This window comes from Chitinilyticum aquatile DSM 21506 (genome assembly GCF_000430805.1).
Taxonomy (GTDB): domain Bacteria; phylum Pseudomonadota; class Gammaproteobacteria; order Burkholderiales; family Chitinibacteraceae; genus Chitinilyticum; species Chitinilyticum aquatile.
The window spans coordinates 1-13,883 of sequence record NZ_AUMS01000014.1 but is presented as its reverse complement, the minus strand read 5'-3'; the positions used below and the strand labels follow the sequence as shown (position 1 = coordinate 13,883).

11 protein-coding genes and 1 pseudogene are annotated in these 13,883 nt (G+C 62.5%); 7 read left to right on the top strand and 5 right to left on the bottom strand.

Annotation, left to right across the window (positions count from 1 at the left end):
• Window positions 1-14: 14 nt before the first annotated feature.
• The 5 genes from H559_RS0110170 (at window position 15) to H559_RS0110150 (ending at window position 5,553) form a co-directional block, all read left to right on the top strand.
• Window positions 15-1,046, top strand: a complete 1,032-nt coding sequence (locus H559_RS0110170; protein WP_155845369.1) for a hypothetical protein — start codon at window positions 15-17, stop codon at window positions 1,044-1,046.
• The gene (locus H559_RS0110165) at window positions 1,043-1,963 is read left to right on the top strand and encodes a hypothetical protein (RefSeq protein ID WP_028452626.1); all 921 of its coding nucleotides are present in this window, start codon (window positions 1,043-1,045) and stop codon (window positions 1,961-1,963) included. Before H559_RS0110170 ends, H559_RS0110165 begins: the two co-directional genes overlap by 4 nt.
• Window positions 1,964-2,045: 82 nt before the next feature.
• The gene (locus H559_RS0110160; RefSeq protein WP_034640741.1) at window positions 2,046-2,918 is read left to right on the top strand and encodes a fructosamine kinase family protein; all 873 of its coding nucleotides are present in this window, start codon (window positions 2,046-2,048) and stop codon (window positions 2,916-2,918) included.
• Window positions 2,919-2,944: 26 nt separating this feature from the next.
• Complete coding sequence (locus tag H559_RS0110155; RefSeq protein ID WP_034640738.1) at window positions 2,945-4,960, top strand: site-specific recombinase; 2,016 nt, start codon at window positions 2,945-2,947, stop codon at window positions 4,958-4,960.
• Window positions 4,957-5,553, top strand: coding sequence for a 2OG-Fe(II) oxygenase (locus H559_RS0110150; protein ID WP_028452623.1), 597 nt, complete (start codon window positions 4,957-4,959; stop codon window positions 5,551-5,553). Before H559_RS0110155 ends, H559_RS0110150 begins: the two co-directional genes overlap by 4 nt.
• 70 nt (window positions 5,554-5,623) lie before the next feature.
• On the opposite strand, the gene H559_RS0110145 is transcribed toward H559_RS0110150, so the two are convergent.
• From H559_RS0110145 to H559_RS0110135, 3 genes are read right to left on the bottom strand one after another with little or no spacing between them, the layout of a single operon-like run.
• Entirely contained in the window at window positions 5,624-7,054 is a 1,431-nt protein-coding gene (locus H559_RS0110145) for an efflux transporter outer membrane subunit (RefSeq protein WP_081412989.1), read from the bottom strand.
• Between the two features lie 4 nt (window positions 7,055-7,058).
• The gene (locus H559_RS0110140; RefSeq protein WP_028452621.1) at window positions 7,059-10,196 is read right to left on the bottom strand and encodes an efflux RND transporter permease subunit; all 3,138 of its coding nucleotides are present in this window, start codon (window positions 10,194-10,196) and stop codon (window positions 7,059-7,061) included.
• 12 nt (window positions 10,197-10,208) lie between these two features.
• Window positions 10,209-11,426 (bottom strand): efflux RND transporter periplasmic adaptor subunit, encoded by a 1,218-nt coding sequence (locus H559_RS0110135; RefSeq protein WP_028452620.1) that lies wholly within the window; start codon window positions 11,424-11,426, stop codon window positions 10,209-10,211.
• Window positions 11,427-11,583: 157 nt separating this feature from the next.
• On the opposite strand from H559_RS0110135, the gene H559_RS0110130 reads away from it, so the two are divergent.
• Window positions 11,584-12,189 (top strand): TetR/AcrR family transcriptional regulator, encoded by a 606-nt coding sequence (locus H559_RS0110130; RefSeq protein ID WP_028452619.1) that lies wholly within the window; start codon window positions 11,584-11,586, stop codon window positions 12,187-12,189.
• A 71-nt stretch (window positions 12,190-12,260) separates the two neighbouring features.
• Here the strand turns inward: H559_RS0110130 and metF are convergent, their stop codons facing one another.
• Window positions 12,261-13,097 (bottom strand): methylenetetrahydrofolate reductase [NAD(P)H], encoded by an 837-nt coding sequence (gene metF, locus H559_RS0110125; RefSeq protein WP_028452618.1) that lies wholly within the window; start codon window positions 13,095-13,097, stop codon window positions 12,261-12,263.
• Window positions 13,098-13,335: 238 nt separating this feature from the next.
• Here metF and H559_RS22200 point away from each other — a divergent pair.
• Window positions 13,336-13,653: pseudogene (locus H559_RS22200) on the top strand (integrase core domain-containing protein); the annotation flags it as partial.
• Here the strand turns inward: H559_RS22200 and H559_RS19800 are convergent.
• A partial coding sequence (locus H559_RS19800) for an RHS repeat-associated core domain-containing protein (protein ID WP_034640731.1) occupies window positions 13,628-13,883 on the bottom strand: 256 nt, incomplete at its 5' end. The pseudogene H559_RS22200 and the gene H559_RS19800 overlap by 26 nt on opposite strands.

The window sequence follows — 13,883 nt, the reverse complement described above, 5'->3', positions numbered from 1 at the left end:
GGATTCCCGCTGTCATGCCCACCCGCTCAAGCATGCCCTTACCAATGCCCGCCTGGCTGCGCACCAGCTTTCTGGGCGGCGCAGTGCTGCTGCTCCTGCTGTTCGCGCTCAGTTTCATTCAAGGTATCGACGGGTTCCTGGTCAGTCTGCTCATGACTGCACTCGGCCTGCTGTATTTGATGCTGGGCGATTGGGGCAGCCTGCAGCGCCTTTTCGCTGACGCCAGCGGCATCGAACTGCTGCTGTCACCCACCCCCTATTTGCTCAGCCTCATCATCCTGCTGCCAACGCTGGGCTGGAGCTGGCTTGGCTGGCGGGTCTATCGCAGCCTGGCCTTGAAAGACCACCCGCAGGCACGGCAGCGCACCGTCGTTTTCCTGCTGCTGCCGGTCTTCCTCATCAGCCTGCCGGCTTTATACCGGACAAGCATCGAAAACAAACCCGTCGACACCTCCGGCAACAAGGGTGCCAGCCTCGCCGGGGTAACCTTCCCGCCGGGCAGCCAACTGACTTATGAGAACACCGGGCTGTTCAGCAAGCGGCTGATCGCCGCGCGTTCGCCACGGCCGCTGACACTGGGCTCGCTGGCAATCATCGCCATTACCGAGACCATCAGCCTTGAGGGTTATCCGGACAAACCGGACCGCATCCGGGTATTGCTGGCCAGGCCGCAGGAAATTGATGGCTGGACCTGCAACAGCCGTGATGAAACCCTGCTCGACCTCACGCCAGCCGGCCCCCGGCTCAGCCACTGCACCCTGATCGCTGACAATGGCGGAATTCGCTGGCCTGCCGGCAGCATGGCCATGGGCGACAGCGTGGCAGACCGCCGCGTGATTCGTGTCTACACCACCAGCGAATCCGGCCCGGCGAACATGGATGGCGTGGCGTATTGCCGGCTGGAAGTACGCTATGACACGCAGCGCCGCCTGCTGGAGGTGTCGCCCGACAGCGAACCTTGCCAAGCCCCACAGCACGCCGCCTCCGCCACCACTTCAGCAACCGCGCCAACAAGCATTCCCGCCAGCGAGACCAGCAGCCAGTGAAACTCATTCCTCCCGATTCCACCGCTGCGACAACGCCAGCACTGCCCCTGCCCGGCATGCCGCCATTACTCAAGAAGCTGTTTCTGGCCGGCACAGCACTGACCGTTTTCCTGTTTGCCATGGTGTTCGCACCCGGCAGCCGTGGTTATGGTGGCCCGGGCGGCTGGGGCGAGGGGATTCTCTACCTGATCGGCGCGGCACTCAGTGCTGGCATCGTCATCTGGAGCTTCATCTGCTGGCTGGTCTACCGCTCGCTACACACGCAGGGACGCGGCAAGCGTATCGGCATCACGCTGCTGTTTTTCCTGCTGCCGCCAATACTGCTGGCCGGGAGCATCGGCTGGGACTGGCTGAAAGGCTATCCGGGCCGCACGGAAACCAAGGCTGACGCCCCCACGTCGGCCACCCTGGCTGGCGTGGTTTTCCCCGCAGGCAGCAAGCTGGAATACGAGCAGGATGGCCAGTTTGGGCGCGTACTGGTTGGCGCAACAGCCCGCAAGCCGCTGGCATTTGGCACGCTGCAAGTCACCGGCATCCGCCTGACCGACCCGCCGGATGAACGCCATCTGCGACTCAGCCTGCCTGCGCCACAAACGATTGACGGCTGGAACTGCAGCGAGCAGCAACACGTCGACGTCAGCAACAACAATGGCGTCATCACGCTCGACTACTGCACGCTGGCCGGGCAGACCATTGCCGACAGCATCTGGCCGCCCGGAACGCTGGTGGAATCAAGCGCGGACGGCTGGTCGGTCTATGCCTCGACCCTGATCGATCCGTCCAGTGCCGAAACCTGCGCGCATCCCAGCATCGTCGCTGGCGTGCCTTATGTGCAGGTTCAGGCGACCTATGACCTAAAGCGCGAGAAGCTGAGCATCGACTACGGCACCCCGTGCACGGGGAAACCCGCGCAGTAAGCAGGCTTGCAGCAGCGCAAACCGGGCGTCGCGGCGAAACCCTACACTGCGACATCAGCCCATTGTCGAACGAGCCATAGCCATGAGCACCCTGATCCGCGATCTCGAAAACGCCGTTTCACATCTCACCGGCCAGCCCTTCCATAGCCGGCAACAACGCAGCGTCGGTGGTGGCTGCATCAACGAGGCCTTTGTGCTTAGCGATGGCGAGCGGCGCTTTTTCGTGAAAACCAACCGTGCGCGACTGCATCCCATGTTTGTTGCCGAAGCCGAAGGCCTGCGCGCGCTGGCAGCCGGCATGCGCGTACCGGAAGTAATTGCCGACGGCGTCAGCGGTGACACGGCCTGGCTGGTGCTGGAATGGCTGGACATGGGCGGCAGCCCGGAGCCGGCGGCGATGGGCGCGGCACTGGCTTCTGTGCACCGCATCACGGCGCCACACTTCGGCTGGCACATCGACAACACCATCGGCAGCACACCGCAATCCAACACCTGGCACGACTCCTGGGAGGGCTTCTGGCGCGAGGAACGGCTGGCGCCGCAATTTGCGCTGGCACGACGCAATGGCGCGCGCTTTGGCGAACAGGAAGCGCGACTGCTGGATGCTCTGCCCGCTTTCTTCAACGGTTATACGCCGCAGCCCAGCCTGCTGCATGGCGACCTGTGGGGCGGCAATGCAGCAGGGCTGGCTGACGGAACGCCAGTCATTTTCGATCCGGCCTGCTACTTCGGCGACCGCGAATGCGATCTGGCAATGACGGAACTCTTCGGCGGTTTCGGCACTCGTTTCATGGCGGCCTATCACTCGGCCTGGCCAATTGATTCCGGTTACAAGGTGCGCCGCACGCTTTACAATCTCTACCACATCCTGAATCACTTCAATCTGTTCGGCGGCGGCTATGAGAGCCAGGCCAGACAGATGATCGGCCAGCTGCTCGCAGAAGCACGCGGCTGAACCACGCCATTCACCGCAAGGAATCCATGGAGTCCATCCTGCAGAACATGGTCGGCGCCAATGCCGACGCCGCACTGAACAATCTGCGCGATCTGGTGGCCGCCGTGCGGCCGAAATCCGCCGATGACAGCACCACAGCCGTCAACAATGTGCGCGCACTTTCCTTCCTGCTGGAACAGAATCCGCAATACCGCACGGCCCTGCGCGCGCAGCTTGATCAGCTGATGGGCAATACCCGCCAGGTGCAGCTGTATACGGATACCGGCATTCTCTCGAATGAACCGCTGGTAGCAGGTCTGCGCCGCCGCATCGGCGAGCGCCTGTTGCCGGTGAAACCGCGTCCGGAGTTGCTGAAGGACGTGTTCGGCCTGCTGTTCCACCGCAAGGATGACTACGTCTGGCTGGGCGGCATACCTTATGGTGTATGGGCTGATTTGTCGCGTAGTCTGATACTTGACATCGCATATGCCCCTGATCGCTACAGCCAGCTGCAAAGACTGGAGGCCATCCAGGTGCTGTCCTGCCGGATTGCCACCATCGGACTGGAACCGGAACTGGTGCAGAATGCGCCCGACATGGAGCGCTTCGAGTCGCCCTTCGTGCGGCAGAATGTCGAAACGCTCAGCTTCGTCGAAAACTACCGCAAGGCGCTGGTCGAGGAAAAAGAACTCGACGACGACCAGAAGCAGATCATGGTCCTGCTGGACCAGTGCACCGCGCAGATCGCTCGCATCCGAAAGCACGCCCTGCGCCACGGTGTATCGGTCAGCCTGACCTATCACCTGCTGCGGCTGGAGCAGCACATCGAGCGCATGCAGATTCTGCTCGAACTCGTTGATCCGGTCCCGTCACCCAACTGGGGGCCCGCATTCCTGCGCCTGTTCCTGCAGCTGGTGCGCGCGGAAAACCGCAAGCACAGCCTGCGCGACGTGCTGCGCCAGAACACCGAATTGCTGGCCTTGCAGGTCACCGAGCACGCCAGCCATACCGGCGAACACTACATCGCCGAAAACCGCCGCGAATGGCTGAACATGTTCCGCTCGGCCGCTGGCGCCGGCATCATCGTCGGCTTCATGGCGCTGTTCAAGATCCAGATTGCCAAGGCTCATCTGCCGCCACTGATCGAAGCGGTGAGCTTCGGCCTCAATTACGCGCTGGGTTTCATGCTGGTCCACATGCTGCACTGCACGATCGCCACCAAGCAGCCGGCGATGACCGCCGCCACCATTGCCGCCACCCTGCCCCCGCCCGGCAGCAAGAGTGCCGAAGGTTATCGCGAGCTGGTGGAGCTGATCGTGAAAGTCGCGCGCACCCAGTTCATCGCCATTCTCGGCAACGTACTGCTGGCCATGCCGGTGGCGCTGGGGCTGGCCTGGCTGTGGGCCTATCACTTTGGCGAGCCGCTGATCAATCTCGACAAGACCGGCAAATTGCTGCACGAATTGCGGCCGCTGACCGGGCTGGGTGTGCCGCACGCGGCGATTGCCGGCGTCTGGCTCTTCCTCGCCGGGCTGATCTCCGGTTACTACGACAACAAGGCGCTCTATCACCGCCTGCCGGAACGCATCGCGGCCCACCCACTGCTCAACCGCGTGCTTGGCGAGCACCGCTCCTGGAAACTGGGCAAGTACATCGAACACAACCTCGGCGCACTGGCCGGTAATTTCTACTTCGGCATGATGCTGGGGCTGACCGGCTTTATCGGCTTCCTGATCGGCCTGCCGCTCGACATCCGCCACATTACCTTCTCGTCGGCGAATGTGTCCTTCATCGCCGCCGGGGTCAATTTCAACCTCGACTGGCAGATCCTGCTGCTGGCACTGTGGGGCGTCGCGCTGATCGGCCTGACCAACCTGGCCGTCAGCTTCACGCTGGCGCTGTGGACGGCCATGCGCTCGCGCCAGCGTCTGCTGTCCGAGCTGCGCCCGCTGTTCGGCATGCTGGTGCGGCGCTTCTTCCGCCGCCCGCAGGATTTCCTGTTTGCCCCGCGCCAGCCCAAACCGGCAGCGGATACCGCGGCCGCAGACGAGGGCAAGGCATGATCGTCAACGGCCCCGATTTCCCCGCCATGATTGACGCCTTGGCCAGTGATGGCTGGGCCGAAGTGCGCGGCTTCCTCTCTGCCGATGAAGTCGCGCAACTGGCGGCGATCAGCGCCCGCCGCCGCAACGATTTCCACCGTGCCGGCATCGGCCGCGCCACCGGCCAGACGGTCAGTGACGACATCCGCCGCGACGATGTGCTGTGGGTGGACAATCTTGATCCCGAGCTGGCCTTCGTGATGCAGCGCTTTGCCGGCTACCAGCAGCAGCTCAACCGTGAGCTTTACCTGGGTCTCAACGAGCTGGAGCTGCACTTCGCCGCCTACCCGCCCGGCGGCTTCTACCAGCGCCACCTCGACCAGCATCGCCAGCAGGACACCCGCGTCGTCACCGTCGTGCTGTATCTGAACCCGCCCGACTGGCAGGAAAGCGACGGCGGCCAGCTGCGCATTTATCTGGATGACGGCCGCCAGGTGGACGTGCAGCCCGCCGGCGGCACGCTGGTCACGTTTCTGTCGAACCGCTTTGAGCACGAGGTCATCCCGGCGCAGCGCGAGCGCCTGTCGCTCACCGGCTGGTACCGCCGGCGGTGATACCGGCAGAGGGATGAATGCAAAACGGGTGGCCGCAGCCACCCGTTTTGCATTGACAGTGCCAGTGCGATCAGTACAGCGCCAGCGCCTTGTAGAGACTGATCTGGTTGGCTGCCTGCTCCTGCTGCAGGTCGATCTGCACCAGCTGCGCTCCGTAATAACTGCGCTGTGCGAGCAGCACGTCCAGATAGCCGGCCACGCCCTTCTGGTAGCGCGCATCGGCCAGCTTCAGCGCCTGCTGGCTGGCGGCCAGTACACGCGATTGCGCGGCGAGCTGGTCGGCATCGCCCTGCAATTGCGCCAGGCCATCGGCCACTTCGCGGAAACCGCTCTGGATGGCTTTCTCGTAGCCTGCGACCGCCAGCTCGCGATCAACCTTCGCCGCATCAAGATTGGCCTGATTGCGTCCGCCATCAAAGATCGGCAGATTGATCTGCGGCGCGAACAGCCAGGTGCCGCTGCCGCCCTTGAAGAGCTGGTTGAGCTGCGTACTGGCCGCTCCCGCATTCGCAGTCAGCGTAATGGAGGGGAAGAAGGCAGCGCGGGCGGCACCGATATTGGCATCGGCCGCACGCAGTTGCTGTTCGGCCTGCTTCACATCGGGGCGCTGCAACAATGCCGATGAAGGCAGATCAGCCGGAATCGCCGGTACGCCCGGCACTGCTGCGCCCTGCCAGCCATCGGGCAGGCTGGCAACATCCACCGGCGAGCCGGCCAGCAGTTGCAGGGCATTGCGGGACTGCTGAACCTGGCTGAGGTAACGCGCCACATCCACGGCAGCCGTTTCGGTCTGCGTCTGTGCCTCACGCAGCTCCAGCTCGCCGGCAACGCCGGCGGCCAGCCGCCGCTCGATCAGCTGCTGGGTTTCCTGGCGGCTGGCCAGCGTGGCGCGTGCCACCGCAAGCTTCTGCTGCGCAGCGGCGAGTGCATACCAGCCGTTGGCCACATTGGCGATCAGGCTAAGGCGAGCACTCTGTCTGGCCTCGGTCGTAGCCATGTAGTCGCGGAATGCGGCCTCGGACAGGTTCTGCACGCGGCCAAAGAAATCCAGCTCGAAACTGCTGATTCCCACGCCGGCAGCATACTGATGGCCGATGCGCGCCGCGCCATTGTCCGTGAGCGTTCCCGGCGTGCGCTGGTGCGTACCGCTACCGGTGGCGTTGATCGATGGCATGCGCGCGGAATCCACAACCTGGTACTGCGCGCGCGCCTTCTCGACATTCAGCATCGCCATGCGCCAGTCGCGGTTGTTGGCCAGCGCCTGCGCAATCACTGCCTGCAGGGCCGGGTCGGTGAATACTTGGCGCCAGCGCTGATCCTCCAGGGTATTGTCCTGCGACCATTTACTATCAATGGCTTTACCGGCATACCCATCGGCATTGCCCAGCGTAGCCGGCACCGGCGCATCCGGCTGCCGGTAATCCGGAGCCAGGTTTGCGCAACCGCCGAGCAGCGCCAGCACCACGGCGGCGGCGCTGCTGCGAATCATGAAATAATGCATCTTGTTACTCCTGCCCATGGCTGTTCGTGTCCTGCTCATGGCGCTTGCCGCTGAAGCGGCGGCGCACGCGGACAAAGAACACCGGGACAAAGAAAATACCCAGCACGGTGGCACTGATCATGCCGCCCAGTACGCCGGTACCGATGGCGTTCTGGCTACCCGAACCAGCACCAGTGCTCAGTGCCAGCGGCAAGACGCCGAAGGCGAAAGCCAGCGAGGTCATCAGGATGGGGCGCAGGCGCATGCGGATCGCGTCCAGCGTCGCACTCATCAGGTCCTGTCCTTTTTCGTGCAGATCCTTGGCGAATTCGACGATCAGAATGGCGTTTTTCGTCGCCAGACCGATGGTGGTCAGCAAGCCGACCTGGAAGTACACGTCGTTCGACAGACCTCGCCCGGTCGCCGCCAGCAGGGCACCGATCACGCCCAGCGGCACGACCAGCATCACCGCAAACGGAATCGACCAGCTTTCATACAGCGCGGCCAGACACAGGAAGACGATCAGCAGCGACAGTGCGTAAAGTGCCGGTGCCTGCGCACCCGATTCACGTTCTTCCAGCGACAGCCCAGTCCATTCAAAGCCGATGCCCGGCGGCAGCTTGGCGATCAGCGCCTCCATCGCCGCCATCGCATCGCCCGAGCTCTTGCCCGGCGCGGCCGAACCCTGGATGTTGACCGAGGGTACGCTGTTGTAGCGGTTCAAGAGCGGCGAGCCGTATTCCCAGCTGGTGCTGGCAAAGGCGGAGAAGGGCACCATCTGGCCGCTGGCATTGCGCACCTGCCAGTCGTTCAGGTCTTCCGGCGCCATGCGACTGGCGGCCTCGCCCTGCAGATACACCTTCTTCACGCGGCCGCGATCGACAAAATCGTTCACATAGGCCGAGCCCCAGGCCGTGGACAGCGTCTGGTTGATGTCGGACAGCGACACGCCCAGCGCCGTGGCCTTTTCCTGGTCGATGTGCAGGCGCAGCTGCGGCGAATCATCTTGGCCGTTCGGGCGCACACCCATCAGGTTCGGATCCTGCGCGGCCATCCCCAGCAACATATTGCGCGCTTCCATCAGCTTCGCATGCCCGACACCGCCGCGATCCTGCAGCTGCAGTTCGAAGCCGGAAGCATTGCCCAGCTCGACAATCGCCGGCGGGGCAAAGGCAAACACCATCGCCTCCTTGATCTGGCTGAAGGCGCCCCAGGCACGGCCGGTAATCGCGCCGACATGCTGGTCGGGCGACTTGCGCTCGTCCCAGTGCTTGAGCTGAACGAAGCCGATACCTGCATTCTGCCCGCTGCCACCGAAACTGAAGCCGGCCACGGTAAAGATCGAGTTCACGGACTTGGCTTCATCCTTCAGAAAGTGGTCTTCCACCTTCTTCAGCACGGCCACGGTCTGTTCCTGCGTGCTGCCCGGCGGCAGCGTCACCATCGAGAACAGGATGCCCTGGTCTTCTTCCGGCAGGAAGGACGTCGGCATGCGCACAAACAGCGCGCCCATCGCGATCACGATCACCAGATACACGACCATGTAGCGGCCGCTTTTCGCCAGCCAGCGGCTGACCACATTCTGGTAGCGCTGGTTGCCACGGTCGAACATCTTGTTGAACCAGCCGAAGAAGCCCTTCTCGCCATAGCTGTGGCCCTTTTCAATGGGCTTGAGCAGCGTCGCGCACAGCGCGGGCGACAATGTCAGCGCCACGACGACCGACAAGAGCATCGCCGACACCACGGTGACCGAGAACTGGCGATAGATCACGCCGGTCGAGCCGCCAAAGAAGGCCATCGGCACGAAAACGGCGGCCAGCACCAGCGCAATCCCGATCAGCGCGCCGGTAATCTGGTCCATGGACTTGCGCGTGGCCTCCCTGGGCGAGAGCCCTTCCTCGCTCATCACGCGCTCGACGTTTTCGACGACGACGATCGCATCATCCACCAGCAGACCGATGGCGAGCACCATGCCGAACATCGTCAGCGTGTTGATCGAGAAACCCAGCGCCGCCATCACGCCAAACGTTCCCAGCAGCACCACTGGTACGGCAATCGTCGGGATCAGCGTGGCACGGAAATTCTGCAGGAAGAGGTACATCACCAGGAACACCAGCACCATGGCTTCCACCAGTGTTTTCACCACTTCCTCGATCGAGATCTTCACGAAGGGCGTGGTGTCATACGGGTAGACCACCTGCATGGCCTTGGGGAAGTAAGGCTGCATTTCGGCCATCTTGGTACGCACGGCCTCGGCCGTTGCCAGCGCATTGGCGCCGGTGGCGAGCTTTACGGCCAGACCGGTGGCCGGCTTGCCGTTGAAGCGGCTGTCGACGTCATAGCTTTCCGCACCCAGCTCAACCCGTGCCACGTCGGACAGGCGCACCTGGCCGCCGGCAGCGTTGGTTTTGAGCAGAATGCGCTCGAACTGCTCGACCGACTGCAGACGCGTCTGTGCAATGATCGCCGCGTTCATGCGCTGACCGGGTACGGAGGGTGCACCGCCGACCTGACCGCCGGACACCTGCGCGTTCTGCGCCTGCACAGCGTGGATCACGTCCAGCGTGGTGAGCTGGTAGTGGCTGAGCTTTTCCGGGTCCAGCCAGATGCGCATGGCGTACTGCGCCCCAAAGAGCTGCACGTCGCCGACGCCCTGCACGCGGCTGATCTGGTCCTGCACATTGGCAGCGACATAATCGGCCAGATCGGTCTTGTCCATGCTGCCGTCTTCCGACACGAAACCCAGCACCATCAGGAAGCTGGCCGACGATTTCGACACGCTGATGCCCTGTGCCTGCACTTCCTGCGGCAACTGCGGCATGGCGAGCTGCAGCTTGTTCTGCACCTGCACCTGCGCGATGTCCGGATCGGTGCCCGCCTCAAAGCTCAGCGTGATGCTGACGCTGCCGTTCTGGTCGCTGCTCGAGCTGATGTAGCGCAGCCCGTCGATACCCTTCATTTTCTGTTCGATGATCTGCGTCACCGAATCTTCCACCGTCTGCGCGGAAGCACCCGGATAGAAGGCCTGGATGGTGACCGCCGGCGGCGCGACGGCCGGATACTGCTCGACCGGCAGGCCACGGATGGCCAGCAGACCGCCCAGCATGATGATCAGCGCGATCACCCAGGCGAAAATGGGCCGGTCAATGAAAAAACGTGCCATTGATCCTGCTCCTTATTTGACGGCCGATGCCGACGCAGCAGACGCCGCGGACGGGGCCGAAGCCGGGGAAGACGCCCCAGATACACCAGTAGGTACTGCCGGCAAGGTATTTGCAGCAGAGGGCTTCACAGGCATACCCGGCTGCACTTTTTGCAAGCCCTCGACAATCACGCGGTCGCCGGCAGCCAGCCCCTTGCTGACCAGCCACTGGTTGCCCACCGTGCGGCTGGCCTCCACCACGCGGGCTTCGGCCTTGTCGCCGCTGCCGACCACCATCACGGTAGCCTCGCCCTTGGGCGTGCGGCTTACTGCCTGTTGCGGCACGAGCAGCGCATCCTTCACCTCGGCCTGCTGCAGCCGTGCGCGCACGAACATGCCCGGCAGCAGGTCATGTTTGGGATTGGGCACCAGCACGCGCAGGCTGACCGCGCCCGTGCCGGCATCGACCGTCACGTCGGTGAATTCCAGCTTGCCCGGCTGAGCGTGCACGCTGCCGTCTTCCAGTACGATCTGGACCGGAATGCCGGCCTTGCCGGCCTGCTGGCCAAATTCGCGCTTCAGGCGCAGCAGCTCGGCGCTGGACTGGCTGATGTCGACATAGATTGGATCAAGCTGCTGCACGGTAGCCAGCGGCGCAACCTGGCCCACTGCCAGCAGCGCACCCTCGGTAACTGACGACTTTCCAATCACACCGGCAATCGGCGACGTGATGCGGCTATACGCCAGATTGATGCGCGCACTTTCCAGCGCAGCCTTAGCGGCCGCCACATCGGCCTGCGCCTGCAGCCAGGCGGCCTGCGCATCGTCGTGCTCCTGTTTGCTCACGCCGTTGATTGCAACCAGCTCCTTGTAGCGCTCGGCCTTCAGCTTCAGCGTCATCAGATTGGCTTCCGCTTTGGCCAGCGTGGCCTTGGCACTGTCGAATGCAGCCTGATACACCTCGGGGTTGATCTGGTAGAGCAGCTCGCCCGCCTTGACCTCGCCACCCTCGGCAAACAGGCGCTTCTGTACGATGCCGCCGACTTGCGGGCGGATTTCGGCCACGCGGTAGGGAGTGGCGCGCCCCGGCAGCTCGCGCTCGATCGGCACGCTGACCGTGCTCAGCGTCACCACGCCGACGTCGGCCGGCCCCTGCGGCGGCATGCCGCCCTGGCCACCGCCGCACCCCGCCAGCGTCACGCCCAATGCCAGCATTAGCGCCAGCGGGATGATCCCTTGTTTGAATGTCATGGTCTGTTTTCTCTCGGTCATTGCTCCGGCAGCCACACGGCTACCGGCAAGAATTAGAATGAACGTTCATTCTATGTATTTTGTCGATGCGAAACAAGCGGGTACAATGAAGGAAATATCACGATTGCATGACAATCAAATCTGTGTGCAAAGCAAAATGACCAGCGAAAAATCCTGTAGTGAGCCCTGCCGGGCCGAAACCCGCCGCAACCAGGTACTGTGCGCCGCCGCGCAGTGCTTCCGCCAGTCTGGGTTTCACGGCGCCAGCATGGCCAACATTGCACGCGCAGCCGGCATGAGTGTCGGCCACATCTACCACTACTTCGAAAACAAGGAAGCGATCATCGCGGCCTTTGTCGCTGCCGAGCAGGAAAAAATCCGCAGCCTGCTGGAAATGCTGATTGCCGCAGAAAACACCATCGACGCGATGGTCGAACATGCCGGCAGCGGGCTGGATGACAGCCTGGATGGCGACAATATGGCGCTGCACCTCGAAATGCTCGCCGAAGCACGTCGCAACCCGCGTGTCGCGACCCTGCTGAGCGAATCCGACCGCGCGCTGGATGCGCTGGGCGACGAAGTGATCCGCAAGGCACGCAGCGGTTTGCCGCCCCTGTCTCCCGCTGAAGTGCGCGCCCGGGTCGAGGCTATCTGTGCCCTGTTCCAGGGGCTGGGTTTGCGCGGTTTGACCAGCCACCGCCTGGAACGCGATGCGGTGCTGGCGGTTCTGCAGCGCACGATCAGGCAGATCGTGGAAAGCTGAACCACTCAACTGAACCACTCACCGTATATTTCCACAGCCCTTTTATGGAAAAGGCTGCAGCTGTATACCCATCAATAGCCCAGGCGCTGGCAAATGGTGCTGACTGCACCGGCCGAGTTCAGCGTGTAGAAATGCAATCCCGGTGCGCCGCCGGCCAGCAGGCGGTCAGACAATTCGGTCACCACATCCAGTCCGAAGGCGCGGATCGACGCCACGTCATCACCCATGGCCTGCAGGCGCAGGCGCAGCCAGCGCGGAATTTCGGCCCCGCACATTTCGGAAAAACGCGCGAGCTGGCTGAAATTCTGGATCGGCATGATGCCGGGAACGACGGGGATACTCACGCCGCGAGCGGTCACCGCGTCGACAAAGCGGAAATAGGCATCGGCATTGAAGAAATACTGCGTGATTGCCGCGTTCGCGCCCGCGTTCACCTTGTTCACGAAATTGCGGATGTCGGCCTCGGCGCTCGGTGCCTGCGGGTGAAACTCGGGATAGGCGGCCACCTCGATGTGGAACCAATCGCCGAACTCCGCGCGCAGAAAACTCACCAGTTCATTGGCATAGCGGAAATCGCCCATCTCGACCATGCCGGACGGAATGTCTCCGCGCAGCGCCACGATGTGGCGAATGCCGTGATCCTTGTAGTTCTGCACCAGCGCGCGGATGCCATCCCGTGTCGCACCGATGCAGGACAGATGCGGTGCTGCAGCATGGCCGGCAGCGCGAATGTCGAGTACGGCAGCCAGCGTGCCATCCTGCGTCGAACCGCCTGCACCGAAGGTCACCGAAAAAAACTCGGGCCGAAACTGCGCCAGCTGCTGGCAGGTGGTGCGCAGACGCGCAGCACCTTCGGGTGTCTTGGCAGGAAAAAACTCGAAACTGATCGGCGGACGGGAAGTGGTCATGGCGGCATTGGCATGAATGAAATTCAGCCTCAATCGTAACACCGCGCGACTTCATTCATCATGAAGCTTGTTCAGCATTACGTTAGCGCCATTCATCGCACACAAAAAAAGAAACCCCGGCCCAAGGGGTTTTTAAAAAATTACTATTCCTTATTAAACAGAACCATACAGTACATTAAGGAGATGGATTCCATCAAAAATCAGCCACACCAAGACACACACCCAGACGAAGCACAAGGGTGTGCTGTTTCACAGTGACCAAGGCTGTCAGTATGGCAGCCGCTTGTTCAGGCAACGTCTGTGGCGTTATCAGATCACGCAGAGCATGAGCCGGCGCGGCTGCTGCTGGGATAATGCGCCGATGGAACAGCTGTTCCGCAGCCTAAAAACGGAATGGATACCCAAGCTCGGCTACGGCTCATTTGAGGAAGCCAATCGGGATGTGGGGATGTATTTGATGGCGTATTACAACTGGCAGCGCCCGCATTCAAGTAACAGCGGCACACCGCCGGCGATCAAGGAAAAGCAACTCAATTTACTGTCCGAAATTTGTTGACCACTACAAGTCGCATATTATCCGCGAATTGAGCGGCTTTTTCCTGCAAGCATTGGTTGTCGTTCATTGCTGCGGCACTTTCCGCCAGCTGGCCTGCCAATTCGGCGCAGAATGCCGGGTCGGACTGCATATACCGCGCCGTCAGCGGGTCGTAGTCGCGGTAGTAGTTGTAGTGCAATCCAGTCTCCTTGTCGAAATACTGGCCGGGGAAGCGCAGGTTCAGTGTCAGG